The sequence below is a fragment of the Actinophytocola xinjiangensis genome (genome assembly GCF_001921215.1).
GTDB classification, from domain to species: Bacteria; Actinomycetota; Actinomycetes; order Mycobacteriales; family Pseudonocardiaceae; genus Actinophytocola; species Actinophytocola xinjiangensis.
The window spans coordinates 13,435-39,035 of the sequence record NZ_MSIF01000001.1 but is presented as its reverse complement, the minus strand read 5'-3'; the positions used below and the strand labels follow the sequence as shown (position 1 = coordinate 39,035).

Below are 25,601 nucleotides of genomic sequence, written 5' to 3'. Positions count from 1 at the left end.
ATGATCGGGGTCACGGTCGGGACGTGCCACGGCAGAGCGAAGGTCCCCATGTCCGGTCAGCGGTTTCGGCGTTCGGTCGTACTGGCTCTTGTCCCGGCGCTGCTCGGTTCGGCGCTCGCGGTCGCGATCAACCTGGCCACCGAATGGAAGTACAGCGTGCTGGCCTGGGTCGTGGTGGGCGTGCTGACCGTGCTGACGGCGGCGGTCTCGCTGCTGGTGTCCCGCGCACCGTCGGGCACCGAACCCGGGAACACCGTGCGGTTCGGCGATCGGGTCCGGTCCCGCCGGCTGCGGGTGCGCGGACGTCGTAACGTGCTGCGCGTCGGTGACGACGCCACGATCGACGACATCGACATCTCCTCCGGACCCAGATGACCGACTTCATCGGCCGAGACCGGGAACTGCGGACCTGCCTCGACCACCTGTACTCGGCCGACCTGCACGGCCGGGTGGTGGACGTCGCCGGCCTCAACGGCATCGGCAAGACCATGTTCCTCGAACGGCTCGCGGCCGCGGCCGACGACGGCCCGGCCAGGGTGATCCGGATCGACATGCGCGACCACGGCATCGGCGAGGGCTACTCCGGCGAGTTCGGGCCCAACGCGTCGGCCACGATGCTGCTGGAAACCCTGTCGCGGTCCAAGCAGATCCTGCACCGGTACTTCGACGACGGGCACCGCGAGTTCGCCGAGTTCCGCGCCCTCGCCCGCCTCGACGGACCGGAGGCCGACCGGCAGCAGGGATACAACGCGATCACCTTCGGCGACGCGGCCAGGGTCGGCACCCTCACCGCGCGGGTCGAGGTCAACGCCGAGTCGGCCACCCGGGACGCGCTGCGGGAACGGCAGCAGCGGATCACCGACGCGTTCGTCGCCGCGTGGGAGTCCTCCCTGCGCCGGCGCCGCCGCCCGGTCCTGGTCACCATCGACGCGTTCGACCTGGTCGCCGACGACCAGATCGGCTGGTGGCTGCTGCGTGACCTCGCCCGCCACCTGCCCAGAACGCTGGTGGTGCTCGCCCGCACCCCCACCGTGCGGACCTGGCTCAAGGACACCGAGTTCGACCAGCTGCCGCTGGACCACTTCACCCGGGCCGAGACCGCCGAATGCCTGCGGCAGCGGTGCTCGGGCGTCCCGGTGGCCGAGGAGGTCACCGACGTCGTGCAGCGGTTCACCGACGGGCACCCCGGCGGTGTCGGTCTGGTCGCCGAGCTGGTCCTGGAACTGGGCGGGCCGGCGTTGGACGCGCTGACGCTGCGCCGCACCCTCGACCGGCTGCCGACCCGGACCCACCAGCGGTGGGCCGACCTGGTCGACACGATCCTCGGCGCCGCACGGCAACCACGTCACCGGGCGGCGGTCGAGGCGGCGGCGGTGGCCGACACGTTCACCGAGGGCCTGCTCACCAAGCTGACCGACTCCTCGCAGGTCCAGGCGGCCGACGTCATCGCCGACCTGGTGCGGCTGCGGATGATCCGGCAGGTGGTGGAGACCTCCGGCCGCGCCCACAACAGCTACCGGCTGCACGAGTTCCTGCGGCTGGCGATCGAGGCCCGGACCCCGGCGCGCAACCGCTCCCGCTGGCTGGAGCTGCACCGCCTGGCCGCCGAACACTACTTCGGTGCGCTGACCGAACTGGACGGCGAGTCCTACGAGTCCTGGTACGCGTTCGAGGATCCCCTGTGGCAGCACCGGAAACGTCGCTGGCTGCACCACACCGGGATGCTGGTCGAGCGGCGCGCGGTGACCCGGTCCCGGTTCCTGCTGGTGTTCCTGAAGGCGTTCTGGTGGTGGGGCTGCTACGTGCCGTTCGAGTTCAACCGGGGGCTGCTGGAGGACTGGCACCGCACGGCGACCATCTGGGCGAACGCGAGCGAGGACGTCGAGCTGGTGGAGACCGAGCTGCGGCGCGACCGCCAGTTCCTCGAGGCGCTGGCGACCCTGCTCACCAGCTATCCGATGGGCGCGCCGAAACCGGCCGACGCGCCGTGGGACCAGGTCCGCGACCAGCTGTTGTTGGTGCGCAGCCTCACCGTCGACAGCCTGGCCAGGGGCGTGCGCCTCACCGACGCGGAGCGCCGGGACGTGGCGTTCGCCGACGCGTTGATCACGGTGTTCCTGGCGCACTCGATCCGCTTCCGCGCCCCCGGCGACCCGAGGGCGGTGCGCTACTACCGGGCGGCGACCTCCGCGTTCGAGAAACTCGACGACGACTGGAACGTCGTGTGGATGCTCTACGAGCGTGCCGACATGGCCTACGAGTCCGGCGACCCGGCGCAGGCCGAGGACCTGCTGGCACGCGCCGCCCGGCACGAGTTCACCCGCGCGGGCGAGGACGACGACTGGGACCACGAGGTCCAGGGCAACCTTCACCGGCTGCGCGGCGACCTGCTGTGGCAGCGCGGCGAGACCCGCGCGGCCGGTGCCGCCTACGGCCGGGCGGTGCGCCAGGCGTACTGGCTGCACGGCGCCTGGCAGCGGGGGCCGGACGAGTACACCAGCCGCTTCTACCTGGAAATGACCGGACGGGCCGCCGAACGCGCGGCGCAGCTGTCACCGGAGGCGATGGCCGAGTTCGTCGCCGGCCTGCGCACCGGCGGCCAGGAAGCCTGCCACGAGGTCCTGCCCACCGACCCCGCCGAACCGCTCACGGCCCTGTTCGTCGCAGGACCGTCCCCGGCCGACCTGCGCACCGAGGGCTCGGACTTCATGTCCCGCTGGCGACGCGACTGGGAGGACTGCCTCGACCCGGTCGCCGGCCTCGACGATCTGCGGGCCGAGCCCGGATCATTCGGGTAGGTCGGCCAGGCGCGACAGCGGCCACAGCGGTGCGGTCGGCGGCCAGGCGGTGACCCGGTCCCGCAGCGAGCGGTAGTCGGGGTCGGTGTCCCTGGCCGTGTCGCCCTCGCAGGCCGTGATGTTGTCGTCGAGGAACGCGCCCAGGGCGGCGCTGGGCAGCCCGGAGTCGCGGGTGCGGAGGGCGAGCAGCAGCAGGTTCGGCACCCGGTCGAGCCCCGGCCCGAGCGAGGGCTGGAAGTAGGGCAACGGAAGCAGTTGGGCACCGTGGCGGTCGTAGAAACGCAGCCGGGCGGCCGGGTCGCCGTGCTCGCCGCCCGGGTGGTGGCGCGGGTCCTCGACCTCCGCGAGAAACGCGACCGAATCGGCGGACTCCCAGCGGGACAACAGGTGGCGCATCAGCCGGCCGCCATGACCACCCTGACGGATGTCGGGAGCCACGGCGAGGTTGTCCAGCAACGAGATCCGACTCGGACGATGGTGCTCACACAACGCGGCGGCGATCGGCCGGTGTCCCCGAAGGACGGTGTAGCCGAAGAAGTCGGGGTTGCCGCCGAGGTACAGCGCGCGCAGGACCTCCCGGCCGAGCAGCTCGGTCGGCGGGAAGGACGGGGCCAGGACGAGGTCGTACACCTGGTCGAAGGCCGCGTCGTCGAGGTCGGCGAGGTCGGCGATGTCCACGACATCCGAACCGGCGGCTTCGGGCGGCGGCGCGTCCATGGGAGTCAGTATGCCGCGTGGTCCACACCGGCGCCGTGGCCGCAACACCGACCGGTGTTCCGGCCACGGGCCTTCGCGGGGTGATCAGTCGGGGCTGCCGGCGCTGCCGGCGCTGTCCGCGCTGGCGGCGCTGTTGGCCGACGCCACTGGGGCGGGGCTGTCGGCGGAGTGCGCGGCCGGCGCCGGCGCGGGGGCCGGCGCGGGTTGGGGTTGGGGGGCGGGCGCGGCGGGGGCACCGTTGGGCGACCCGGCGCTGTCGACGCCGTTGGGCGACCCGACACTGTCCGCGCTGTTGGGCGACGCGACACTGTCGGTGCCATTGGGCGACGCGGCGCTGGCGGCACTGCTCGGCGATCCGGCGCTGGCGGCGCCGTTCGGCGAGTTCGCGCTGTCGGGGGACGACGCGCTGTCGGCGGCGAAGGCCTGGCGGGGGCTGTCGTGCTGTTCGGTGACCGGGGCCCGTTGCTGGTCCTTCAGGTCGACGTCGTCGCTGGCCAGGGCTGTGCCGGTGAAGCCGGCAACGGCCGCGGCGGTGCCGATCACGACCCAGGTGCGCCTGATGTTCATACCTCGACTCCTTGCATCTGTTCCGCGAGCCAGCGCTCTGCCAGCTCGACGCGTTGGGTGGTGGCCCGCCGCCATCCCGGCTCCCGTACCCGGAACGGTCCGGTCGCCAGGGACAGCACGACCGCAGCCGTGCGGCGGGCCAGCGCGGCCGGATCCAGGGTCTGGGTCAGGCGGGGGTGCAGCGCCGCCCGGAACTGGTCGATGGGCGCGCGGCGGGTGGGGTGGAGGTCTGCCAGCACGGCCAGGTGGGCGAGCAGGCAGGCCGCGTCGTCGAGGCGTTCTCCTCGGCCGGCGGTGTCGATGTCGAGGACGCCGGTGACACGGTCGGCGGCGACCATCAGCTGGGCCTCGTAGAAGTCGCCGTGGACCGGGGTGTCGGGGCCTTCGGGGGCGGCGTGGTCGACGGCGGCGGCGATCGACCGGGCTCTGGCGGCCAGGTCGGGCACCGTGGCGGCGATGACGCCGGCGTAGTGGCGGGCCTTCTGACCCCAGGTGAGGCGGCGGGCGCCGGTGGCCAGGGCCGGGGGCAGGTCCAGGGCCGCGAGCACGCCGTCGACCACGCCGTCGGTGAGGGGGGTGCCGGTGAGCAGGGCGTCGCGGAGGGGGCGGCCGGGCAGTGCCGCCAGGACGAGGAGGCCGTCGGTGGTCCAGCCCAGGGGGTGGGGGGCCGGGTAGCCGGCGGCGGTGGCGGCGCGGTGGGCCTCGTGCACCGACCGGACCCGGCCGGGTCGCAGGACCTTCACGTAGACCGTGCCGGTCGGGGTCGCCAGCTCGACGACCGCCCGGCGGCGCGGCCGGTAGGTCCGGACGGTCAGGCGGGCGGCGGCGCCGTCGAGGCCCAGGCGGGTCGCCAGCCGGCCCATGCGGTGCGGGTCGCAGGCCGTGGGCAGCGCCGGCAGGTCCGGGTCGAACGGGAAACGCCACAGACCCACCTCGGTGTGGCCGTCGGTCAGACGCGCCACCTCGGGCGGCAGGTCACCGGTGGCGGCGCCGAGCGTCTCCTCGGTCACCGAGCCGTCGGCCCAGCCGACCCGCACCTGGTAGCCGACGGTGGTCCGCCCGCCCGGCTGGTGGTCGACCTGGTCGACCCGCCAGTTCTCGACCCGGCCGCCGGCCGGCGTCAGCACCGCGGCGAGCAGTTCCACCGCCTCCGGCCCGACCAGCGGGCCCAGGTTCGTGTCCATGCCATTCAGGCTGGTCGCGCGGGATGACCGTCACCTGAGCCGCCGATGAAGGCGTCTTCATCACTCGCGGCCCACGGCGTAGCCCATCCCGCGCACGGTGGAGATGCGGTCCTGGCCGAGTTTGCGGCGCAACGACCGCACGTACACGTCCACCACGTTCGACCCTGGGTCGAAGTCGTAGCCCCACACGTGCGACAGGATCTGCTCGCGGGACAGCACCTGCCCGGGATGGCGCAGGAACAGCTCCAGCAGGGTGAACTCGCGGGCGGTCAGGTCGACCGTGCGGTCCTCGACCCGCGCCCGGCGGGTGCGCAGGTCCAGCGACAGCGTGCCGGCGCTGAGCACCGTCGCCTCCGGGGTGTTGTCGCCGCGCAGCCGCAGCCGGACCCTGGCGAGCAGCTCCTCGAACCGGAACGGTTTGGTGACGTAGTCGTCGGCGCCGCCCTCCAGACCGGCGACGGTGTCCCGGACCGAGTCGCGGGCGGTCAGGATGATCACCGGGGTCGTCACCCGCGCCTCGCGGATGGTGCGCAGCACGGTGAAGCCGTCCAGGTCCGGCAGGCCGAGGTCCAGCAGCATCAGGTCGAAGTCGCCGGTGAGGGCGTAGTCGATGCCGCCGCGGCCGTCGGTGACGACCGTCGTGGTGAAACCGTTGGCCGACAGGCCCTTGCGCACGAACGACGCGATCCGCGCCTCGTCCTCGACGATCAGGATCCGGTTCACGACCCGACACCCCGCTCTCCCGTTCCGGCCGGGAGTTCGAGCCCGAACGTGGCGCCCTCCCCCGGTGTGGACAGCACCCGGACGGTCCCGTGGTGCGCCATGGCGATCGCCCGCACGATCGCCAGGCCGAGACCGGCGCCGCCCCGGTGCGCCCGTCCGCCGCTGCCCCTGGCGAACCGTTCGAAGATCACCGCGATCTCGTTGTGCGGCACCCCCGGTCCGGTGTCGGTCACCCACAGGGACACCGAGCCGTCCCAGTGGGACGAACCGAGCGTGATCCGGTCACCGGGAGACGTGTGCTGGACGGCGTTCTGCGCGAGCTGCACCATCGCCTGGGTGACCCGCTGGGGGTCGACGTGCACGAGGCCGGTGCCGATGTCGGACAGCCGCCAGTCCCGGTCTGCCAGCGCCCGCACCTTCGCGTCGACGTCGCTGGTCAGCTCGGCCAGCTCCACCGGCTCGGGGCGCACGAAGTCGGGCCGTTCCGCCTTGGCCAGCAGCAGCAGGTCCTCCACGATCCGGCTCATCCGGTCCAGTTCGTCCAGGCACAGCCGCACCACCTCGGCCCGCTCGGCCGGGTCGTCGTCCTGGGAGGTCAGCTCCAGGTGCCCGCGCACGATCGTGATCGGGGTGCGCAGTTCGTGGCTGGCGTCGTCGAGGAACTCGCGCTGGGTGGCGAACGCCTGCTCCAGCCGGTCGAGCATCGCGTTGAACTGTTCGGCGAGCGCGGCGATGTCGTCGTTGCCCTCGACCGGGATGCGGCGGGTCAGGTCGTGCTCGGTGATCTCGGCGGCGCCCTGGCGCACCAGCCGGACCGGCGCCAGGATCTGACCGGCCACGATCCACGCCGCGACGCCGGCGAACACCAGACCCGCCAACGACACCAGGGCCATCGTGCGGACCGTGAGGTCGATCTCGGCGAGGTCGCGGTCGATGAAGTAGCCGACGACGTAGGCGCCGGTTCCGCCGCCCTCGCGCGGGTCGGTGGTGTGGACCCGCACCCAGTGCATGTCCCCCGCGGCGGTGGGCTCGACCCCGCTCACCGAGGCCGACCGGACGATCGTGTCGAGCAGGTCGGGGTGCTCGGACATCCGCAGCGGCACCTCGTCGCGCCGCTGGTAGAGGTACTGGCTCTCGGGCGCGTCGACCCAGCCGACGATCACCTCGTCGTCGTCGGCGACCTGGAGCCCCAGGTGGTGGTCGAGCAGCGCGGACACCGAGGGGAACGGCCGCTCGTTCTCGTCGACGCCGCGCGCGGCGAGGTCGCGGTACTCGCGCGCCTCCTGTTCGAGCGCGGCGGTCATGTCGGAGTACGCCTCCTGGCGCAGCAGGTTCCGGGTGACCAGGCAGACCGCCGCGAGCACCACGGTCATCAGCACCAGCAGCCAGCACATGATGACCACGCGGGCCGGCACGCCCCACGTCCGGCGGCGCCGCAGCGGCGGGTCAGCCGTCATCGTCGCCGCCGGTGTCATCGTCGCCGCCGGTGTCATCGTCGTCGATGTCGTCGTCGCGATCGTCATCATCACCCCCGTCGTCACTGACCGGTGGTGGCGGTGGGACGACCCGCTCCGGGGGTTGGGTCGACGGTCGTGGTGGAGGTGGTGGCGCCGGGGAGGTCAGTGGCGGCAGCGAGGGGTTGGCCTCGCCGATCTCGACGGTCGCCGGCACCCGGGGCGGCGGCGGGTCGGCGGCCAGCAGGTAGCTGGCCAGCGCGGCCACCAGCGGCAGGACCAGCGCGATGGCCAGCACCGCCGTCCGGGTGGTCAACCGCATGCCGGCCAGTGTCCATGGTGGCCGGACAGGCCGACGTGAAGGGCGGATGAGAGAACTTTCATCCGCCGAGGTCAGCCGGTCAGCACCGACACCGCCACACCCACGTACAGCAGGCCGCCGACGGTCACGGCCGCCCCGGCCACGACCGGGGTCCAGGCGGCGACGGTCGAGGCGAGAGACCAGGTCCTGGTGCGGTGCCCGATCACCTCGACGCTCTTGATCGTGAGCACCCCGACCGCGGTGAGCGTGGCCGCCATCCCGACGCCGAACACCACCACCAGCACCACCGCGTTCACCGCCCGGCCGGTCAGCAGCCCGCTGACCAGCACGATGAACGCCGACGGCGAGGGCAGCAGCCCGCCGGACAGCGCCAGCGCCACCAGCCCGCGCCGTGACCACGGATCCACCGGCGCCGGCCCGTGGCCGTGCCCATGCCCATGTCCATGCCCGTGGCCGTGGCCGTGGCCGTGGTTCGCGGTGGCTCTCGTGCGGGTGTGTCGCCAGCACAGGTGGACGCCGACGGCGATCACCACGAGGCCGGCCACCACCTGGAGCCACGCGGTGAGCGTCTCCGTACCCAGCGTCGCCACGCCCGACACCCCGACCCACACCAACGCGAGGACCAGCACCGAGAACGTGTGCATCACCGCGACGATCACCCCGAGCCGCGCGGCGTCGCGGTAACGGCCGCGCGTGCCGACCAGGTAGGCGGCGGTCACCGTCTTGCCGTGCCCCGGCGCCACCGCGTGCACCGCGCCGACGCCGAACGCCACCACCAGCGCCAGCCAGAACACCGCCCCGCTGTCGAACAGGCCGACCAGCTTCTGCTCGAACCCGGTCATGCCCGCCTCCGTCTCACCAGCACCACGAGCCCCACCGCGACGACCACCGCGACCAGCACCGCGAGCCCGGCGGCCAGGCCGACCACCGACCCCGGCAGGCCACCGGAACCGGAGAACCGCACCCGCAGCGTGTCCTCGGCGGCGGTCAGCAGACCCCGCGCCGGTGTCGCCGCGTCGGCCGTCACCACCGTGCGGTACGCGGAGTTCAGGTCGGTCAGGGCCGAGACCCGCACGTCGAGTTCGGCCACCGACGCCGGACAGTGGAACGTGTAACGGGCGCCCTGGCCCGTCAGGTCCGCCAGCGGTGCCAGCTCACCCGGACAGGCCCGCCCGCCCTGGCTGACGGTGACCCGCGCCAGCAGGTAGTCCCGCACGGCCGGTGACCGGCGCAACTGCTCCTCACCGGTCACCGCCGCCGACCCGTCGAACGCGCCGAGCGACTGCCCGAGCGCGACCCAGTCGTCCTCGGCGGCCAGCCACGACAGGCTCACCGTCGACCCGTCCACGGCCAGCCGCGCGGTCGAGGGCGGACCGAACGGATGGGCCGCCGCGGGGGTGGCGAACGCCAGGACGAACACCCCGGCCAACAACAGAATGCGCACGACAACTCCAGGGGACTGGCCGGGCCGGCGAGGGCCAGCCCGGCCAGCAGAGAGGGGTCTTACCTGGTCACGGTGATGACCGGGCTGGTGAACTCCTGGTTCTCGCTGTCCAGGAAGAACCGGTAGGTGCCGCCGCGGCTCGCCCACGCCGGCATCCGCACCCGCTCCACGACCCGGCCCAGCTCGTCGGCCCGAACGTGGTCGAGCAGCCTCGCCCGGCCCTCGCCGTGCCGGTCGACCGTGCGCAGGTACACCGCGACCCGCTCGCCGGGGTCGTAGCCGTAGGCCGACACCGACACCGTCGCCTTGTGACCGACGCTGGTCCGGTCGACGGTGACCTGCTCGCCGACGGTGTTCTCCGCCGTGCGGATGTCGTTGACCGTGCGCTCGCCCCGCGCGTTCTTGCGGATGACGAACCCGTCGTGGTGCTCGCCGTTGGCGTAGCGCGCCTCGAACCGGATCGTGTCGGCCGCGACGTCGACCATCTGGTACAGCTGGGTGTTCTGGCTGCTGCTGCGGACCTCGGCGCCGTTGCCGGTCCAGTTCTCGCCGTTGTTGAGCGCGTACATCTTGCCGCCGGAGACCGACACCACGTAGGTCACGCCGTTGTGCACCGCCGAGGACCGGCGGTTGACCACCTGGTCACCGCGTCCGTAGCTGTGGTCGTGGCCCTGCAGCACGAGGTCCACGCCGTACTTCTCCAGCAGCGGACCCCACTGGTTGCGCACGTTCGGGTTGTTGCGGGTCCCGGTCGTCGAGTACACCGGGTGGTGGAACGTGACGACCGTCCACTTGTTCGGGTTGTCCTTCAGCAGCCCCTCGAGCCACGTGGTCTGCGCGGCCATGAGCGTGGCGTTGCTCTGCACGTTGGAGTCCAGGCCGATGAACCGCACTCCCTGGTAGTCCACCGTGTAGGCGGTGTCGCGCAGTTCCTCGACGCCGGGACCGTTGTCCGGGTACGGGAACTGCGGGCGCCAGAACGCCGACAGGCCACCGGAGTACTCGTGGTTGCCGGGCACGGAGATGTTGTTCACCTGGGCGTTGATGAACCCGTCAGCGGCGTACCACTGGCCCCACTCCTCCTCGCTGTTGGCGGAGTTGATGAGGTCACCGGCGTTGACGACGACCCTGGCCTCCGGGCGGTCGGCGAAGGCCTGGCGGAACACCCGGGGCACGGCGGAGTCGATGTAGTTCTGCGCGTCGCCGAAGTAGACGAACGAGAAGGGCTGGGCACCGGCGGTGGCGGTGGTGAAGTCCGTCCACTCGCTCCAGTTGACGCCGTCGCCGACGCGGTAGGTATACCGGGTTCCCGGGCGCAGGCCGGTGAACTCGGCGGTGTGGTAGGTCGAGGCGTAGCCGAGGGAGGTGTTGACCGACTCGGTGGCCGAGGCCGCCACGGTGGTCACCGCGCCGGGTTCGGGCGCTACGGCACCGAGCGCCCGGGGCGCGACCAGGAACTGGGCCTGGGCGAACTCGGCACTCGCCTGGGCGCGCCACGTCACCTTCTGTGACGTGGCCGGGGTGGTGGTGGGGATGAGAATGAGACGGTCGGGCATGGCGCTGGGCCGGTAGATCTCCGCTGCCGGCACCTTGACCGGCTCGGCGACATCGGCGCCGAAGGCCAGCGGTGCGGCGGAGAACCCGCCGATCACCAGCGTGGCCGACAGGGCGGCGACCCCGACGTTGCGCAGGCTGACCGACCCACGTCTCTTGACGTCACTCACGTAAGCGTCTCCTGTGGACTCGAACGACCGGGCATCCGCCCGGCGGCCACCGGATTAGCTCATCGGCAGTGGAACGCTCCCCGACCAGCGACTTTCGTCATGATGAACAACGGTTTCGGTTCCGCCGCCGCGGGGCGGAACAGCCCTACGCTTGCGCGTGTGTCGGCCCAACCCCCGCAGCGCTGGATCATGCTCGGTGTCGTGCTCGGCCTGTGCGCGGTCACCCTCGCGCCCGCACGGGCCGACCTCACGCGCGCGTCGGTCCACAAGGACGAGCACTTCGTCACCGCCGAGACGCCCGGGATCCTGGACATCGAGGCCGGCGAGTGCTTCACCGACCCGGCCTTCCACCCGTCAGCCGGTGGCGAGGTCGTGCTGTACACGCCGTGCGGCCAGCGTTCGGACAACCAGGCCTACAGCTTCGTGCACCTGCCGGACGGGCCGTTCGACCGCGACCGGGTCGCGGCCCAGGCCTGGGACCGGTGCGAGCGCGGGTTCACCGTCCTGTCGATCGACGCCGCACTGGACTTCTACCCGGTCGTCCCCACCCGCGAGACCTGGGCCGACGGCGACCGGGACGTCATGTGCGTGGCCTACGACCCGGCCGGGTCGCTGGCCGGGTCGGTGCTGCCGCGGGCGTGAGAGCCGTCAGTCGATCTCGGCGAGGGTCTCGTCGGAGACGTCGAAGTTGGCGTAGACGTTCTGCACGTCGTCGCTGTCCTCGAGGGCGTCGATGAGCCGGAAGACCTTCCGCGCGCCGTCGGCGTCCAGCGGCACGCTCACCGACGGCAGGAAGCTCGCGTCGGCCGACTCGTAGTCGTAGCCGGCCTCCTGCAGGGAGCTGCGCACGGCGACCAGGTCGGTGGCCTCGCTGACCACCTCGAAGCTCTCGCCGAGGTCGTTGACCTCCTCGGCGCCCGCCTCCAGCACGGCCATCAGGACGTCGTCCTCGGACAGGCCGTTCTTGGGCAGGATGACCACGCCCTTGCGGTTGAACAGGTAGGACACCGAGCCCGGGTCGGCCATCGAGCCGCCGTTGCGGGTCATCGCCGTGCGGACCTCGCTGGCGGCGCGGTTGCGGTTGTCGGTGAGGCACTCGATCAGCACGGCGACGCCGTTGGGGCCGTAGCCCTCGTACATGATCGTCTGCCAGTCGGCGCCGCCGGCCTCCTCGCCACCGCCGCGCTTGCGGGCGCGCTCGATGTTGTCCTGGGGGACGGAGTTCTTCTTGGCCTTCTGGATCGCGTCGAAGAGGGTCGGGTTGCCCTCCGGGTCGCCGCCGCCGGTCCGCGCCGCGACCTCGATGTTCTTGATCAGTTTGGCGAAGAGTTTGCCCCGCTTGGCATCAAGTGCGGCCTTCTTGTGCTTGGTCGTCGCCCATTTTGAGTGGCCGCTCACGAATTCTCCTCCACCATCTTCACGAACAGTCGGTGCACGCGCGTGTCCCCCGTCAGCTCCGGGTGGAACGCGGTTGCCAGTACTGACCCCTGCCGGACCGCGACGATCCTACCGGCGGCTCGCTCGCCGCCCGGGACGTCCGGGGTGTCACTCACCCTGGCGAGCACCTCGACCTCCGGCGAGGCCGACTCGACCCACGGCGCACGGATGAACACCGCGTGCACCGAGCCGACCCCGGTGACGTCGAGGTCCTCCTCGAACGAGTCGACCTGGCGGCCGAAGGCGTTGCGCCGCACGATGACGTCCAGCCCGCCGAGCTGGTGCTGGTCCTCGCGGCCGTCGAGGACCTTGGCGGCCAGCAGGATCATGCCGGCGCACGAACCGTAGACGGGCAGACCGGCGGCGATGCGTTCGCGCAGCGGGTCGAGCAGGCCGAACATGGCCAGCAGCCGGGAGATCGTGGTGGACTCGCCACCCGGGATCACCAGCCCGTCCACTTCGGACAGCTCGGTGTCCCGGCGGACCGGTTGCGCCCGCGCGCCGGACGCGCGCAGGGCGGCGACGTGCTCGCGTACGTCGCCCTGAAGTGCGAGCACCCCGATGAGCGGTTCCCCGCCAAACACCTGTTGACCTCCCGAAATCCCGAATCAGCCTACGGCACACCCAGTGCCCGGAGTCCGGCCGCCACCCCGGCGGCCGCGATCACCACGAACACGAACGGCACCTTCCGCCAGGCCAGTACCCCGGCGGTCGCCACGCCGGCCGGCAGCGCCACCCCGGCGAACCCGCCGCCCGAGGTCAGCGAGGAGGTGGCGATCAGGGCGACCAGCAGAACGGTCGCCGCGGTGGACATCAGTTCGGTGAGCCGGGGCGGTAACGCGACCTCGCCGGACTCGCCGGTGTTCCCGCGGCGCCGGACCAGCCACTGCCGCAGCAGCGGGCCGGCGACGCGGAAGCCGTAGGTGCCGGCCGCGAGGACCAGCATGGCCGTGACCGTCATGTGGCCGCCTCCGCCCGGTCGCGGCCGGTGGGTGTCGGCACCAGCATCACCAGTCCCACCAGCGCCAGCAGTACCGGGACGCCGGGCGGCAGGAACGGGGTGGCGGCCAGCGCGACACCGGCGCCCAGCAGGCTGGCGCGACGCACGCGGGTCTCGCGCAGGGCCGGCAGGACCAGGGCGAGCAGCGCGGCCGGGAACGCGGCGTCCAGGCCCAGCGCGTCCGGGTCGCCGATCACCTGGCCGGCCATCGCCCCGGCCACGCAGCCGATGTTCCACGAGACGAACAGCGCGAGCCCGGCCGCCCAGTACACCGCGCGCGCCCGTCGGGGCTCGGACTGGGCCATGGCGAAGGCGACCGACTCGTCGATCAGCAGGTGGCTGCCGAGCAGCCGCGCCGGCCAGGTGCGGCCCAGGACCGGGCCGATGGCCAGGCCGAAGGGCAGGTGTCGCGCGTTGAGCAGCAGCGCGCCGAGGACCGCGGTGACCAGCCCGCCGCCGGCGGCCACGACGCCGACCACCATGAACTGGGAGCCGCCGGCGAAGACCACGACCGACATCAGTGACGCCATCCACCACGGCAGGCCGGCGGCGACCGCGATCGTCCCGAACGACGTGCCGACCACGAGGATCGCGCCGGACAGTGCCAGCAGGTCCCGGCGGAGCGGCGGCGTGAGGGTTCGCCATATCGAACGCATAGCACCCTATACTGAACACGACAGTGGCGTTCGTCAACGCGAACACAGCGACTGATCTGCCGAACGGAGAGTTCATGGGTGGCGCACCACTCGAGGTCATCGCCCGGTCACTGCGCCGCGAACGGGAACGGGCCGGCCTGTCACTGACCGAGCTGGCCAGGCGGGCCGGCATCGCCAAGTCCACGCTGTCCCAACTGGAGTCCGCCAGCGGCAACCCCAGCGTGGAAACCCTGTGGGCACTGGGCGTCGCCCTCGACGTCCCGTTCAGCCGGCTCGTCGAACCGGCCAGGCCACGGGTGCAGGTCGTGCGGGCCGGCGAGGGGCCGGCCGTCCACTCCGAACGCGCCGACTGGGTCGTCACACTGCTCGCGTCCTGCCCGCCCAACGCCCGCCGCGACCTGTACCTGATCACCTCGGAACCCGGCGCCGTCAAGGAGTCCGACCCCCACATGCCCGGCGTGGTCGAGCACGTGGTGATCTGCTCGGGCAGAGCACGACTGGGTCCGGTCGAGACCCCGGTCGAGGCCGGACCAGGCGACTACGTCGCCTACCCCGGCGACGTCGAGCACATCTTCGAGGCACTCGAACCGGACACCGTCGTGGTCATGCTCTCCGAGCACACCTGAGTGGACTACCAGCCGCGCTCGGCCAACCGGTGCGGCTCGGGGATGTCGTCGACGTTGATCCCGACCATGGCCTCGCCCAGTCCACGGGAGACCTTGGCGAGCATGTCCGGGTCGTCGTGGAAGGTCGTCGCCTTCACGATCGCGTCGGCACGCTTGGCCGGGTCACCGGACTTGAAGATGCCCGAGCCGACGAACACGCCCTCCGCACCCAACTGCATCATCATCGCCGCGTCCGCCGGCGTGGCGATACCGCCCGCGGTGAACAGCACGACCGGGAGCTTGCCGAGCGTCGCGACCTCGCGGACGAGCTCGTAGGGCGCCTGGAGTTCCTTGGCGGCGACGAACAACTCGTCCTCCGGCAGGGAGGTGAGCTTCTTGATCTCGCCCCGGATCTTGCGCATGTGGGTGGTCGCGTTGGACACGTCGCCGGTGCCGGCCTCGCCCTTGGAGCGGATCATCGCCGCGCCCTCGGTGATCCGGCGCAGCGCCTCGCCCAGGTTGGTCGCCCCGCACACGAACGGCACGGTGAACCGCCACTTGTCGATGTGGTTGGCGTAGTCGGCCGGGGTGAGCACCTCGGACTCGTCGACGTAGTCCACACCGAGCGCCTGGAGCACCTGGGCCTCGACGAAGTGGCCGATCCTGGCCTTGGCCATGACCGGGATGGACACCGCGTTGATGATCCCGTCGATCAGGTCGGGGTCGCTCATCCTGGCCACGCCGCCCTGCGCGCGGATGTCGGCCGGCACCCGCTCCAGGGCCATGACCGCGACCGCACCGGCGTCCTCGGCGATCTTGGCCTGGTCGGCGGTGACCACGTCCATGATCACGCCGCCCTTGAGCATCTCCGCCATGCCCCGCTTCACGCGGGCCGTTCCCGTCTGCGGCGGGGTGGTCGACATGTCAGTCACCCGATGTTTCCTTCCACTGGTGGTGTTCCCAGCCGTCAGTCTAGGAGCGACGTGGCCCCCTCTCCGGTGCCAATTCGGAGGTATTCCACCAGGCCACTTCGATTTCCGTGACCATCAGGTGACGCTGAGTCAAACGGGTCGTCGACGTCGCTCGTTCAGACTGGTAAACAGGTGTGAGATCGAGCACGTTCGGGCAGACAGTGAGGTCGCACCGAAAGGGTTGAGTGGTATGGCGAGCAAACACTCGGACAACGGCGACGGCGGAGCCGCGGTCGCTGTGGAAAACCCCGCCAACGTTCGGAACATCGTTCTCGTCGGGCCCTCCGGCTCCGGGAAGACCACACTCACCGAAGCCCTGCTCACCTCGGCGGGAGTGATCAGCAGGGCCGGCACGGTCACCGAGGGCACCACCGTCTGCGACCACGACCCGGCCGCGCAGCGCCAGCAACGCTCGGTCGGCCTGTCGGTCGCCCCGCTGGTGCACAACGACGTCAAGATCAACCTCATCGACACGCCCGGCTACGCCGACTTCGTCGGCGAGGTCCGGGCCGGGCTGCGCGCCGCCGACGCCGCACTGTTCGTCGTGTGCTCCGCCGAGGGCGTCGACCCGGCGACCACCGCGCTGTGGGCCGAGTGCGCCGCCGTCGGCATGCCACGAGCCGTCGTGATCGCCCGCCTGGACCACCAGCGGGCGGACTTCGCCGCCGAACTGGCGGCCTGCCAGGAGGCGTTCGGTGCCGGCGTGCTGCCGCTGTACCTCCCGTCCCCCGGCCGGCCGGGACTGCTCGGCCTGCTGACCCGGCGGCTGTTCGACTACACCGACGGCTACCCGCCCACGGTCGGCGAGCCGACCGAGGAGGACCTCGCACTGGTCGACGACGCACGCAACGAGCTGATCGAGGGTGTCATCGCCGAGAGCGAGGACGAGACCCTCATGGACCGCTACCTCGAGGGCGAGGACATCGACCAGGCCACGTTGGTCAACGACCTGGAGACCGCCGTCGCCCGAGGGACCTTCCACCCGGTCATCCCGGTCTGCGCGACCACCGGCGTCGGGCTCGCCGAGCTGCTCGAGGCGCTGACCCGCGCCTTCCCCTCCCCGCTGGAGCACACCCTGCCCGAGGTCAGCGACGTGCGCGGGCACGACTCCCGGCGCCTGACCGCCGACCCCGACGGCCCGCTGGTGGCCGAGGTCGTGCGGACCGCGATCGACTCCTACGTCGGCCGGGTCTCGCTGGTGCGGGTCTTCTCCGGCACGCTGCGCCCCGAACGGCCGGTGCACATCTCCGGCCACGGCATGGCCGACCGGGGCCACGAGGACCACGACGTCGACGAACGCGTGGCGCACATCTACTCCCCGCTGGGCTCCCACCTGCGCGAGGTCACCCACTGCGTGGCCGGCGACATCTGCGCGCTGACCAAGCTCGGGTCGGCCGAGACCGGTGACACGGTGTCCAGCCCGGAACGGCCGCTGATCATGCGGCCCTGGCAGATGCCCGAACCGCTGCTGCCGGTGGCGGTCGCGGCCAGGACCCGCCACGACGAGGACGCGCTGTCGCGCAACCTCGCCCGGCTGGTCGCCGGTGACCCGACGCTGCGGCTGGAACGCAACGCCGAGACCCACCAGCTGGTGCTGTGGTGCATGGGCGAGGCGCACGCCGACGTCGTGCTGGCGCGGCTGCGCGCCGGCGGCGCCGACGTGGAGACCGAGCCGGTGAAGGTGGCGCTGCGGGAGACGTTCGCGGTCAAGGCACGCGGGAAGGGCCGCCACGTCAAGCAGTCCGGCGGCCACGGGCAGTACGCGGTGTGCGACCTCGACGTCGAGCCGCTGCCGGTCGGGTCCGGGTTCGAGTTCGTCGACCGGGTGGTCGGCGGCGCGGTGCCCTCACAGTTCATCGGCTCGGTGGAGAAGGGGGTCCGCGCGCAGCTGGAGAAGGGCCTCACCGCCGGCTTCCCGGTGGTCGACATCCGGGTGACGTTGTTCGACGGCAAGGCACACAGCGTCGACTCGTCGGACGCGGCGTTCCAGACGGCCGGGTCACTGGGCCTCAGGGACGCGGCCGCCAACGGCCGGATCTCACTGCTCGAACCGGTCGACGAGGTCACCGTCCGGCTCCCCGACGACCACCTCGGCACCGTGCTCGGTGACCTGTCCAGCCGACGTGGCCGGGTCCTGGGCACCGAGGCCGCCGACACGCCGGGCTACAGCCTGGTCCGCGCCGAGGTGCCGGCGACCTCGCTGCTGCGCTACGCCATCGACCTGCGCTCGATGACCTCGGGCTCGGCGACGTTCACCCGCGTGTTCAGCCGGTTCGACCCGCTGCCGGAGTCGATCGCCGCCCAGGTCACCTGACCGGCCGGACCGTCCCGTCCCAGGGGGAGGTGAGCACCTCGGGCAGGAGCGCGGGGAGTTGCACCGGGTACACCGTCTCCTCGGTGTGCCGCAGCTCCTCGGCGCTCCACCAGCGGTGCCCGTCGACGGTGCTCTTCTCCCCGTCGGTGAAACCGGAGGTGTCGATGCGGACCTCGGCGCCGTCCTCGTCACCGTCGCCGTCGCCGTTGCTCTGACCGGACAGATCGGCGAGGAAGAACCACTCCTCGCCGTCGTAGGTCCGCCCGTCGAAGCTGAACACCACACGCCGCCGCCACATCGGCCCGACCAGGGCGTCGGCCGCCAGCCGGATCCCGGTCTCCTCCGCCAGCTCCCGCAGCGCCGCCGAACGCAGGTCCTCGCCCTGCTCGACGCCGCCACCGACGGTGAACCACCAGCGGGTGTCCGGCCGGCCGGGGTCATGGCCGTTGAACAGCAGCACCCGCCGCTCCCGGTCCACCAGCAGCACCCGCGCCGAGGGCCGGGGCAGCGGAACACCGTCCTGGCCACCGGTCAGCGCCGGCTCGACGATCTCGAAGTACTCCGGCTGGGGCGCTGTGCCGGCCAGCTTGAGCCAGCGCACCGGCCGGCGCCGGCGCTGACCGAGGGTGTCGCGCACGGCGTCGTTGTGCACCCGCCGGGCGATCACCACCCGCTGCTCGGCGTCGAGCAGTTCGGCGGCCAACGCCAGCGGTAACCGCCCGCGGTCGACCGCCGCCAGCTCCAGCGACAGCGCGTTCTCCGCCTCCTCGCGCTCGGACCGGGGCGTGCCCTCCGCCCGTTCGGCCACCGCGCGCAGCTTGTCCGCGCCGACGTCGTCCAGCGCGGTGGCGGCGGCGACCGCGCGGGCCACCACCGCCCGCCTGGCCAGGGCGGCGTCCAGCGCCGCCCACGCCGCGTCGGTCCGGACGTGCAACCGGTCGAGCCGGTTCGCGGTGGCGGCCAGCCACACCCCGAGCACCAGGGCCACCGCGATCCCGACTGCCAGCAACGTGACCAGTAGACCTGTGCTCACGACTCCATCACCCAGATTCGACGTCACCCAGATTCGACGACGTGCCGCGGATCCGCGGCGATCGCCTGCTCGTACACCCGCAGGACCTGACCGGCCAGTACCGGCCAGTCGAAGCCCCCCACCCGCTGCCGGGCCGCCGCGACGACCTCCGCCCGGCGCCGCGTGTCGGTCAGCATGCCGCGCAGTGCCGAGGCCAGGCCGACCGGGTCCCCCACCGGGAACAGCACCCCGGCGCGGCCGTCGTCGAGCACCCGGCGGAACGCGTCGAGATCGCTGGCCACCACCGCCGACCCGGCGGCCATCGCCTCGGTGAGGATCATGCCGAAGCTCTCGCCGCCGGTGTTGGGCGCGCAGTAGACGTCCACGCCGCGCAGCATGCCGGCCTTGACCTCGTCGTCGGCCTGCCCCAGCAGCTCCAGGTGTCCGGCGAGCGCGGGGCCGGCCTGGCGGCGCAGATCGTCCTGGTCCCCTCCGCCGACGACCACCAGCCGCAGGCCGGGGAACTCCGGCAGCAGGATCCGCAGCGCGTCCAGCAGCACCGGCATGCCCTTGCGCGGCTCGCCGAACCGGCCGACGAACCCGACCGTCCCGCCGTCCCTCGGGTAGCCGGGCAGCGGGGTGGCGGCGGCGAAGAAGTCGACGTCCACGCCGTTGGGGATCTCCACCGCGTCGCCACCGAGGTGCTCCACCTGCACCCGTCTGGCCAGCGCGGACACCGCGATCCGGGCGGTGATCTTCTCCAGGAACGGCCGCAGCACGACCTGGAAGGCGCTCAGCGTGCGCGACCGCGAGGTCGAGGTGTGGAAGGTCGCCACGATCGGCCCGTCGGCGAGCATCAGCGCCAGCATCGACAGGCTCGGCGCGGTCGGCTCGTGCAGGTGCAGGACGTCGAAGTCGTTGCGCCGGATCCAGCGGCGCACCCGCGCGTAGGACACCGGGCCGAACGACAGGCGCGCGACCGAACCGTTGTACGGGATGCCCACGGCGCGACCGGCCGGGCGCACGAACTCCGGTACCGGGGTGTCCTCGTCGGCCGGGCCGAGCACGTCGACCTCGTGGCCCAGCCGGCGCAGCGCCTTGGCCAGGTCGACGACGTGGCTCTGCACTCCCCCGGGGATGTCGAAGGAGTACGGGCAGACGATCCCGATCCTCACGGGCCGATCCTCGGGTCGACCGTCATGTCGACTCCGTGACCTCACCGGCCAGCGACTGCTGACGCTGTTCGGACAGGTCCTCGATCCACAGCTTCTGCATCATGTGCCAGTCGGCGGGGTGCGCGGCGATGTCGGCGGCGAACGCGTCGGCCATCCGCTGGGTGGCCGGCGCGATGTCGTCGCGGCCGTGCACGGTGATCGGCGTGTGGAACCGCAGGCCCCAGCCGTCGTCGGTGAACGCGTTGTCCACGATCAGCAGCTGCGCGCCGGTGACCGCTGCCAGCCGCGCCGGGCCGGCCGGCATCCTGGTCCGCGCGCCGAAGAAGGTGACCGGGATGCCCCGGCGGGACAGGTCGCGGTCGGCCGGCAGGCACACGATCCGGTTCTGCCGCAACCGTTCCATCAGCAGCCGGTAGGGCCCGACGTCCTCACCGGAGGCCGGCAGGATCTCGAACCCGAGCGACTCGCGGTACTCCAGGAAGCGCTGGTAGAGCGACTCCGGGCGCAGTCGTTCCGCGACGGTGGTGAATCCGCCGGCGCGGGTGGCCAGCCAGATGCCGGACACGTCGTAGTTGCCGGTGTGCGGCAGCGCGACGACCAGGCCCTTGCCCCGGTCCAGCGCCGCCTGGATCAGCGGCCAGCCGACGACCGTCTCGTCGACCCGCTCGAAGACCGCGTGCCGGTCCATGCCGGGCAGCCGGAAGGTCTCCATCCAGTATCTGGCGTAGGAGCGCACGCCGTCGCGGACCAGCTCGTCGAGCTCCCCCGGCCCGGCCTGGGGGACGACCCTGGCGTAGTTGCGCCGCAGCTGCGCGACTCCGGCGCGGCCCCGGCGGGTCGCCAGGTCGGCGCCGGCGCGGAACGCGGCGCGCGCGAGCGGTTCGGGCAGTCCGCGCACCAGCCGCCAGCCGGCCGCGTAACCGAGGTCGGCCAGCCGCTGTCCCGGGCTCACTCGCTCACTCATTCGCCTGCCTCCGAGGTCGAGAGCGCGTCCGCCGAACGCCGGACCGCGACGATCCGCTGGCCGATCGTGATCACCGAGCCGGCGACCAGCAGCCACAGTGCGACGTCCACGGCGTAGGGCACGCCCAGGCCGGTCAGCCCGGTGCCGACCAGCGCGATGATCAACCGCTCCGCGCGTTCGACCAGCCCGACGTCGGCGGAGAGCCCGGCCGCCTCGGCCCTGGCCTTGACGTAGGACACGACCTGGCCCAGGACCAGGCAGATCAGGGCGGCCGCCGCCAGCCAGCGGCTCTGCGCGACCACGAACGCGTACCAGGCGATGGCCGCGAGCAGCGCGCCGTCGGCCAGCCGGTCGCAGGTGGAGTCCAGCACCCCGCCGAACGGTGTGCCGCCGCCCCGTGCCCGCGCGATCGCCCCGTCGAGCAGGTCGAGCATCATGAAGCCCCACACCACGAAGGTGCCGGCCAGCAGGTGCCCGGTCGGGAACAGCCACAGGGAGAACCCGATCGCGCCCGCGGTGCCGAACAGGGTCATCGCGTTGGGCGTGACGCCGAGGCGGACCAGCACGACCCCGATCGGATCGGTGACGCGGGAGACCGAGGCTCTGGCGAAGATGTTCAACATGGGTCGGGCGAGCCCTTTGCTCTGCGCTGGCTGGGGCACCCGCAGCCTAACGGCCCGGCCTACCGCTCAGGGCAGGGTGGCTGGGTCGGCGTGCCGAGACCGCGCATGATGGCCCGGCTGATGTCCCCGAGCTGGGCGATCTGCTCGGGGGTGAGCACGTCGAACAGCCGCTGCCGGACCTCGGTGACGTGTCCGGGGGCGGCGGCCGCGAGTGCGGCGAAGCCCTCGTCGGTGAGCACGGCGAACGAGCCGCGCTTGTCGGTGGGGCAGTTCTGCCGGCGGACCCAGCCGGCTTCCTCCAGGCGCGAGACGGCGTGCGAGAGCCGGCTGCGCGAGGAGCCCCGCGCACCGGCGAGTTCGCTCATCCGCAGTGTGCGGTCGGGCGCCTCGGACAGCGCGACCAGGATCTCGTAGTAGGTGTAGGGCATGTTGGCGTCGCGTTGGAGTTGCCGGGCGAACTGGTCGGTGAGACCGTCGACAGCCGACATGAAAGCACGCCAGATCTCCTGCTCACAGGCGCTCAGCCACCGGGTCTCCGACATGCCACCAGTGTACTTGTTGAACTCTCAATCACGCACGTGTAGGCTCTCGGTTGATCGCTCAACTACCTCGGAGGGAACCACAACATGTCCAGCACCACCGTCGAGATCCCACCCGGTTACGTCACGGGGACCTGGGACATCGACCCGGCGCACACCGACGTGGGCTTCGTCGTCCGCCACCTGGTGGTGACCAAGGTTCGTGGCAAGTTCTCGGACGTCAAAGGCACCATCGTCACCACCGACAACCCGCTCGACTCGTCGGTCGACATCACCATCGGCCTGGCCTCGATCAGCACGCACAACGACACCCGCGACGAGCACCTGCGCTCACCGGACTTCTTCGAGGTCGAGACGTACCCCGAGATGACCTACAAGGCCTCGGGCGCCCGCCAGGACGGCGAGAACTTCGTCCTCGACGGCGAGCTGTCACTCAAGGGCGTGACCAAGGTCGTACCGCTGACCTTCGAGCTCAACGGCTTCAGCGCCGACCCGTGGGGCGGCACCCGCGCCGGGTTCAGCGCCACCGCCCAGATCAACCGCAAGGACTTCAACGTCAACTTCGAGGGCGTGCAGAACGGCCTCGCGGTCGTCGGCGACAAGATCGACATCCAGATCGAGGTCGAGTCGGTCCTCCGGCAGCCGGAGAACACCGAGACCTCCGGGTCCTGACTCCCCGCCCTCCCCCGGCACGGCGCCTTCCGACCAGAGCGGGAGGCGCCGTGTGGCATCCCGGGGACACTCTCAGGGGAGCTCGGCCCAGGCCTTCGCCAGCAGCGCCCTGGTCTCGGCCAGCAGCTGAGGCAGCACCTTCGTGTGCCCGATCACCGGCATGAAGTTCGAGTCCCCACCCCACCGCGGGACCAGGTGCTGGTGCAGGTGCGCGGCGATCCCCGCACCGGCCACCACCCCCTGGTTCATGCCGATGTTGAACCCGTGCGGCGCCGACACCGACCGCGCCACCGCCATCGCCCGCTGGGTGAACCCGGCCAACTCGGCCGTCTCCGCCACCGTCAGGTCCGGGTAGTCGGCGACGTGCCGGTACGGCACGACCATCAGGTGCCCCGGGTTGTACGGGTACAGGTTGAGCACCCCGTACACCAGCTCACCACGCGCCACGATCAACGCGTCCGCGTCGTCGAGGGCCACCAGCCGGCAGAACGGACACCCGTCGGCGTCGTCGCCCACCGGCTTGTGCTGGCCCTTGATGTAGGCCATCCGGTGCGGCGTCCACAGCCGTTGGAGGGCGTCGGGCTCGCCGACACCCTCCTGCGACACCAGCTCCGACGGATCGCTGCTCATGAGCCGATCCTAGTGTTCGACCCGCACGCTCTCGGCCGACGGCGAGGTGTTCTCCCGGCCGGCGATCCACTCGGTGATCAGCTCGACGGCCCGGTCCACCGGCACCCCGTTGATCTGGGAGCCGTCCCGGAAGCGGAACGACACCGCGCCCGCCTCCACGTCCTTGCCGCCGGCCAGCAGCATGAACGGGACCTTCTGGGTGGTGTGGTTGCGGATCTTCTTCTGCATCCGGTCGTCGGAGGTGTCCACCTCGACCCGGACCCGACGCTCCCGCAACGCCTTCGCCACCTGCTCCAGGTGCTCGACGTGCTCGTCGGCGATCGGGATGCCCACCACCTGCACCGGCGCCAGCCACGCCGGGAACGCCCCCGCGTAGTGCTCGGTCAGCACACCGAAGAACCGCTCGATCGACCCGAACAGCGCCCGGTGCAGCACCACCGGCTGCTGGCGTGAACCGTCGGCGGCGGTGTACTGCAGGCCGAAGCGCTTCGGGTGGTTGAAGTCGACCTGGATGGTCGACATCTGCCACGACCGGCCGATCGCGTCCTTGGCCTGCACGGAGATCTTCGGCCCGTAGTACGCGGCGCCGCCCGGGTCGGGCACCAGCTCCAGACCGGAGTCCACGGCCGCCTGCCGCAGCGTCTCGGTCGCCTCGGCCCACTCCTCGTCCGAGCCGATGAACTTGCCGGTGTCACCCCGCGTCGACAGCTCCAGGTAGAAGTCGGACAGTCCGTAGTCGGACAGCAGGTCGAGCACGAACGCCAGCAGCGACCGCAGCTCCCCCGGCGCCTGCTCCTGGGTGCAGTAGATGTGCGAGTCGTCCATGGTGAACCCGCGCGCCCTGGTCAGGCCGTGGACCACACCGGACTTCTCGTAGCGGTACACCGCGCCGAACTCGAACAGCCGCAGCGGCAGCTCCCGGTAGGACCGCCCGCGCGACCGGAAGATCAGGTGGTGCATCGGGCAGTTCATGGCCTTGAGGTAGTAGTCCTCGCCCTCGAACGACAGCGGCGGGAACATCGTCTCCGCGTAGTACGGGAGGTGGCCCGAGGTGTGGAACAGCCCGCCCTTGGTGATGTGCGGGGTGTTCACGAAGTCGTAGCCGGACTCCTCGTGGCGGCGACGCGAGTAGTTCTCCATCTCTCGGCGGATGATCCCGCCCTTGGGGTGGAACACCGGCAGCCCCGAGCCCAGCTCGTCGGGGAAGGAGAACAGGTCGAGCTCGGCACCGAGCTTGCGGTGGTCACGCCGCTCGGCCTCGGCGACCCGCTCGCTGTAGGCGTCCAGCTCCTCCTGGGACTCCCACGCGGTGCCGTAGATCCGCTGCAGCTGCGGGTTCTGCTCGCTGCCCCGCCAGTACGCCGCGGCGACCCTGGTCAGCGCGAACGCCGGGATGTGCTTGGTGGTAGGCAGGTGCGGGCCCCGGCACAGGTCGCCCCAGATCCGGTCGCCGCTGCGCGGGTCGAGGTTGTCGTAGACGGTCAGCTCGCCGCCCCCGACCTCCATCACCTCGTCGGTGTCGACGTCGGACTTGAGGTCGACCAGCTCCAGCTTGAACGGCTCGTCCTTGAGCTCGGCCTTCGCGGCCTCCACCGAGTCCAGCACGCGCCGGGAGAAGCGCTGGGAGGATTTGATGATCTGCTTCATCCGCTTCTCGAGGGCCCGCAGGTCCTCCGGGGTGAACGGCCGCTCGACGTCGAAGTCGTAGTAGAAGCCGTCACGCACCGGCGGGCCGATGCCCAGCTTGGCCTCCGGGAACTGCTGCTGCACGGCCTGGGCCAGCACGTGCGCGCACGAGTGCCGGATGACCGCGCGGCCGTCGGGGGTGTTGGCGGCGACCGGCTCGACGGCGGCGTCGGCCGACGGGGTCCAGGACAGGTCGCGCAGCTGGCCTTCGGCGTCGCGGACCACCACGACGGCGTCCGCTCCCTTACCGGGCAGGCCGGCCTCCCGGACCGCGGCCCCCGCCGTAGTGCCCGCCGGCACCACCACGCGCGGCGTGGGATCGGCGACTGGTGGGCGTGACTGGGACACGGCTACTCCTCGGGAGGGCTCGACATCGGTAGGGCG

General features: G+C 71.8%; 27 protein-coding genes. 6 read left to right on the top strand and 21 right to left on the bottom strand.

What is annotated here, in order from left to right; all coding sequences use genetic code 11:
* Window positions 1-48 precede the first annotated feature (48 nt).
* Together BLA60_RS00200 and BLA60_RS00195 are read left to right on the top strand one after the other, a co-directional pair.
* Window positions 49-375: a hypothetical protein gene (locus tag BLA60_RS00200; protein WP_075130621.1), complete on the top strand. Its 327-nt coding sequence runs from the start codon at window positions 49-51 to the stop codon at window positions 373-375.
* A complete protein-coding gene (locus BLA60_RS00195) occupies window positions 372-2,798 on the top strand; it encodes an AAA family ATPase (protein ID WP_075130620.1) in 2,427 nt (808 codons plus the stop codon). Before BLA60_RS00200 ends, BLA60_RS00195 begins: the two co-directional genes overlap by 4 nt.
* Here the strand turns inward: BLA60_RS00195 and BLA60_RS00190 are convergent.
* The 9 genes from BLA60_RS00190 to BLA60_RS00150 form a co-directional block, all read right to left on the bottom strand.
* On the bottom strand, window positions 2,787-3,515 hold the full coding sequence (locus BLA60_RS00190) for an N-acetyltransferase (RefSeq protein WP_075130619.1): 729 nt from the start codon (window positions 3,513-3,515) through the stop codon (window positions 2,787-2,789). The genes BLA60_RS00195 and BLA60_RS00190 overlap by 12 nt on opposite strands.
* An 84-nt stretch (window positions 3,516-3,599) precedes the next feature.
* Window positions 3,600-4,082, bottom strand: a complete 483-nt coding sequence (locus BLA60_RS00185; RefSeq protein WP_075130618.1) for a hypothetical protein — start codon at window positions 4,080-4,082, stop codon at window positions 3,600-3,602.
* Window positions 4,079-5,266 carry a phosphotransferase family protein gene (locus BLA60_RS00180; protein ID WP_075130617.1) on the bottom strand — a complete coding sequence of 396 codons (1,188 nt, stop codon included), beginning with the start codon at window positions 5,264-5,266 and terminating at the stop codon, window positions 4,079-4,081. Before BLA60_RS00180 ends, BLA60_RS00185 begins: the two co-directional genes overlap by 4 nt.
* 60 nt (window positions 5,267-5,326) lie before the next feature.
* Window positions 5,327-5,989 carry a response regulator transcription factor gene (locus BLA60_RS00175; protein WP_075130616.1) on the bottom strand — a complete coding sequence of 221 codons (663 nt, stop codon included), beginning with the start codon at window positions 5,987-5,989 and terminating at the stop codon, window positions 5,327-5,329.
* Window positions 5,986-7,446, bottom strand: coding sequence for a sensor histidine kinase (locus BLA60_RS00170; RefSeq protein ID WP_075131399.1), 1,461 nt, complete (start codon window positions 7,444-7,446; stop codon window positions 5,986-5,988). The genes BLA60_RS00175 and BLA60_RS00170 overlap by 4 nt, the downstream gene beginning before the upstream one ends.
* Complete coding sequence (locus BLA60_RS00165) at window positions 7,436-7,765, bottom strand: hypothetical protein (protein WP_075130615.1); 330 nt, start codon at window positions 7,763-7,765, stop codon at window positions 7,436-7,438. Before BLA60_RS00165 ends, BLA60_RS00170 begins: the two co-directional genes overlap by 11 nt.
* Before the next feature lie 71 nt (window positions 7,766-7,836).
* Window positions 7,837-8,607, bottom strand: coding sequence for a nickel/cobalt transporter (locus BLA60_RS00160; protein ID WP_075130614.1), 771 nt, complete (start codon window positions 8,605-8,607; stop codon window positions 7,837-7,839).
* Window positions 8,604-9,209: a hypothetical protein gene (locus BLA60_RS00155; RefSeq protein WP_075130613.1), complete on the bottom strand. Its 606-nt coding sequence runs from the start codon at window positions 9,207-9,209 to the stop codon at window positions 8,604-8,606. Before BLA60_RS00155 ends, BLA60_RS00160 begins: the two co-directional genes overlap by 4 nt.
* Before the next feature lie 59 nt (window positions 9,210-9,268).
* On the bottom strand, window positions 9,269-10,933 hold the full coding sequence (locus BLA60_RS00150; RefSeq protein WP_084734496.1) for a purple acid phosphatase family protein: 1,665 nt from the start codon (window positions 10,931-10,933) through the stop codon (window positions 9,269-9,271).
* Window positions 10,934-11,092: 159 nt separating this feature from the next.
* Here BLA60_RS00150 and BLA60_RS00145 point away from each other — a divergent pair, with 159 nt between their 5' ends.
* The gene (locus tag BLA60_RS00145) at window positions 11,093-11,575 is read left to right on the top strand and encodes a hypothetical protein (RefSeq protein WP_154814030.1); all 483 of its coding nucleotides are present in this window, start codon (window positions 11,093-11,095) and stop codon (window positions 11,573-11,575) included.
* A 6-nt stretch (window positions 11,576-11,581) separates the two neighbouring features.
* On the opposite strand, the gene BLA60_RS00140 is transcribed toward BLA60_RS00145, so the two are convergent.
* The 4 genes from BLA60_RS00140 to BLA60_RS00125 are packed head-to-tail and all read right to left on the bottom strand — an operon-like array spanning window position 11,582 to window position 14,026.
* On the bottom strand, window positions 11,582-12,331 hold the full coding sequence (locus tag BLA60_RS00140; RefSeq protein ID WP_075130611.1) for a YebC/PmpR family DNA-binding transcriptional regulator: 750 nt from the start codon (window positions 12,329-12,331) through the stop codon (window positions 11,582-11,584).
* On the bottom strand, window positions 12,328-12,954 hold the full coding sequence (gene pdxT, locus BLA60_RS00135) for a pyridoxal 5'-phosphate synthase glutaminase subunit PdxT (RefSeq protein ID WP_211288544.1): 627 nt from the start codon (window positions 12,952-12,954) through the stop codon (window positions 12,328-12,330). The genes BLA60_RS00140 and pdxT overlap by 4 nt, the downstream gene beginning before the upstream one ends.
* Window positions 12,955-12,983: 29 nt before the next feature.
* On the bottom strand, window positions 12,984-13,331 hold the full coding sequence (locus BLA60_RS00130; protein WP_075130609.1) for an AzlD domain-containing protein: 348 nt from the start codon (window positions 13,329-13,331) through the stop codon (window positions 12,984-12,986).
* A complete protein-coding gene (locus BLA60_RS00125) occupies window positions 13,328-14,026 on the bottom strand; it encodes an AzlC family ABC transporter permease (protein WP_075130608.1) in 699 nt (232 codons plus the stop codon). The genes BLA60_RS00130 and BLA60_RS00125 overlap by 4 nt, the downstream gene beginning before the upstream one ends.
* Before the next feature lie 74 nt (window positions 14,027-14,100).
* Here BLA60_RS00125 and BLA60_RS00120 point away from each other — a divergent pair, with 74 nt between their 5' ends.
* Window positions 14,101-14,652, top strand: coding sequence for a helix-turn-helix domain-containing protein (locus BLA60_RS00120; RefSeq protein ID WP_075131397.1), 552 nt, complete (start codon window positions 14,101-14,103; stop codon window positions 14,650-14,652).
* Window positions 14,653-14,657: 5 nt separating this feature from the next.
* Here the strand turns inward: BLA60_RS00120 and pdxS are convergent, their stop codons facing one another.
* The gene (gene pdxS / locus BLA60_RS00115; RefSeq protein WP_154814109.1) at window positions 14,658-15,554 is read right to left on the bottom strand and encodes a pyridoxal 5'-phosphate synthase lyase subunit PdxS; all 897 of its coding nucleotides are present in this window, start codon (window positions 15,552-15,554) and stop codon (window positions 14,658-14,660) included.
* A 238-nt stretch (window positions 15,555-15,792) separates the two neighbouring features.
* Here pdxS and BLA60_RS00110 point away from each other — a divergent pair, with 238 nt between their 5' ends.
* Window positions 15,793-17,916 (top strand): elongation factor G-like protein EF-G2, encoded by a 2,124-nt coding sequence (locus tag BLA60_RS00110; protein ID WP_075130606.1) that lies wholly within the window; start codon window positions 15,793-15,795, stop codon window positions 17,914-17,916.
* Here BLA60_RS00110 and BLA60_RS00105 read toward each other — a convergent pair.
* The 5 genes from BLA60_RS00105 to BLA60_RS00085 are packed head-to-tail and all read right to left on the bottom strand — an operon-like array spanning window position 17,909 to window position 22,232.
* Window positions 17,909-18,949 (bottom strand): NUDIX hydrolase, encoded by a 1,041-nt coding sequence (locus BLA60_RS00105; RefSeq protein ID WP_075130605.1) that lies wholly within the window; start codon window positions 18,947-18,949, stop codon window positions 17,909-17,911. The two genes, BLA60_RS00110 and BLA60_RS00105, sit on opposite strands and share 8 nt — an antisense overlap.
* Before the next feature lie 23 nt (window positions 18,950-18,972).
* Window positions 18,973-20,103 carry a glycosyltransferase family 4 protein gene (locus BLA60_RS00100; RefSeq protein ID WP_075130604.1) on the bottom strand — a complete coding sequence of 377 codons (1,131 nt, stop codon included), beginning with the start codon at window positions 20,101-20,103 and terminating at the stop codon, window positions 18,973-18,975.
* A gap of 22 nt (window positions 20,104-20,125) precedes the next feature.
* Window positions 20,126-21,067 carry a phosphatidylinositol mannoside acyltransferase gene (locus BLA60_RS00095; protein ID WP_075130603.1) on the bottom strand — a complete coding sequence of 314 codons (942 nt, stop codon included), beginning with the start codon at window positions 21,065-21,067 and terminating at the stop codon, window positions 20,126-20,128.
* Window positions 21,064-21,690: a phosphatidylinositol phosphate synthase gene (gene pgsA, locus BLA60_RS00090; protein WP_075130602.1), complete on the bottom strand. Its 627-nt coding sequence runs from the start codon at window positions 21,688-21,690 to the stop codon at window positions 21,064-21,066. Before pgsA ends, BLA60_RS00095 begins: the two co-directional genes overlap by 4 nt.
* Window positions 21,691-21,749: 59 nt before the next feature.
* A complete protein-coding gene (locus BLA60_RS00085; protein ID WP_075130601.1) occupies window positions 21,750-22,232 on the bottom strand; it encodes a MarR family winged helix-turn-helix transcriptional regulator in 483 nt (160 codons plus the stop codon).
* A gap of 84 nt (window positions 22,233-22,316) precedes the next feature.
* Here BLA60_RS00085 and BLA60_RS00080 point away from each other — a divergent pair, with 84 nt between their 5' ends.
* Window positions 22,317-22,901 (top strand): YceI family protein, encoded by a 585-nt coding sequence (locus tag BLA60_RS00080; protein WP_075130600.1) that lies wholly within the window; start codon window positions 22,317-22,319, stop codon window positions 22,899-22,901.
* Between the two features lie 72 nt (window positions 22,902-22,973).
* Here BLA60_RS00080 and BLA60_RS00075 read toward each other — a convergent pair whose 3' ends face one another.
* Both BLA60_RS00075 and thrS read right to left on the bottom strand, forming a co-directional pair.
* Window positions 22,974-23,531: an HIT family protein gene (locus BLA60_RS00075; protein WP_075130599.1), complete on the bottom strand. Its 558-nt coding sequence runs from the start codon at window positions 23,529-23,531 to the stop codon at window positions 22,974-22,976.
* 9 nt (window positions 23,532-23,540) lie between these two features.
* Window positions 23,541-25,565 carry a threonine--tRNA ligase gene (gene thrS, locus BLA60_RS00070; protein ID WP_075130598.1) on the bottom strand — a complete coding sequence of 675 codons (2,025 nt, stop codon included), beginning with the start codon at window positions 25,563-25,565 and terminating at the stop codon, window positions 23,541-23,543.
* Window positions 25,566-25,601 lie beyond the last annotated feature (36 nt).

Coding starts and splice junctions, on each gene's coding strand:
- BLA60_RS00200 (WP_075130621.1), top strand. CDS start 49: ATGTCCGGTCAGCGGTTTCGGCGTTCGGTCGTACTGGCTCTTGTCCCG.
- BLA60_RS00195 (WP_075130620.1), top strand. CDS start 372: ATGACCGACTTCATCGGCCGAGACCGGGAACTGCGGACCTGCCTCGAC.
- BLA60_RS00190 (WP_075130619.1), bottom strand. CDS start 3,515: ATGGACGCGCCGCCGCCCGAAGCCGCCGGTTCGGATGTCGTGGACATC.
- BLA60_RS00185 (WP_075130618.1), bottom strand. CDS start 4,082: ATGAACATCAGGCGCACCTGGGTCGTGATCGGCACCGCCGCGGCCGTT.
- BLA60_RS00180 (WP_075130617.1), bottom strand. CDS start 5,266: ATGGACACGAACCTGGGCCCGCTGGTCGGGCCGGAGGCGGTGGAACTG.
- BLA60_RS00170 (WP_075131399.1), bottom strand. CDS start 7,446: ATGACGGCTGACCCGCCGCTGCGGCGCCGCCGGACGTGGGGCGTGCCG.
- BLA60_RS00165 (WP_075130615.1), bottom strand. CDS start 7,765: ATGCGGTTGACCACCCGGACGGCGGTGCTGGCCATCGCGCTGGTCCTG.
- BLA60_RS00160 (WP_075130614.1), bottom strand. CDS start 8,607: ATGACCGGGTTCGAGCAGAAGCTGGTCGGCCTGTTCGACAGCGGGGCG.
- BLA60_RS00130 (WP_075130609.1), bottom strand. CDS start 13,331: ATGACGGTCACGGCCATGCTGGTCCTCGCGGCCGGCACCTACGGCTTC.
- BLA60_RS00125 (WP_075130608.1), bottom strand. CDS start 14,026: ATGCGTTCGATATGGCGAACCCTCACGCCGCCGCTCCGCCGGGACCTG.
- BLA60_RS00120 (WP_075131397.1), top strand. CDS start 14,101: ATGGGTGGCGCACCACTCGAGGTCATCGCCCGGTCACTGCGCCGCGAA.
- pdxS (WP_154814109.1), bottom strand. CDS start 15,554: ATGTCGACCACCCCGCCGCAGACGGGAACGGCCCGCGTGAAGCGGGGC.
- BLA60_RS00110 (WP_075130606.1), top strand. CDS start 15,793: ATGGCGAGCAAACACTCGGACAACGGCGACGGCGGAGCCGCGGTCGCT.
- BLA60_RS00095 (WP_075130603.1), bottom strand. CDS start 21,067: ATGAGTGAGCGAGTGAGCCCGGGACAGCGGCTGGCCGACCTCGGTTAC.
- pgsA (WP_075130602.1), bottom strand. CDS start 21,690: ATGTTGAACATCTTCGCCAGAGCCTCGGTCTCCCGCGTCACCGATCCG.
- BLA60_RS00085 (WP_075130601.1), bottom strand. CDS start 22,232: ATGTCGGAGACCCGGTGGCTGAGCGCCTGTGAGCAGGAGATCTGGCGT.
- BLA60_RS00080 (WP_075130600.1), top strand. CDS start 22,317: ATGTCCAGCACCACCGTCGAGATCCCACCCGGTTACGTCACGGGGACC.
- BLA60_RS00075 (WP_075130599.1), bottom strand. CDS start 23,531: ATGAGCAGCGATCCGTCGGAGCTGGTGTCGCAGGAGGGTGTCGGCGAG.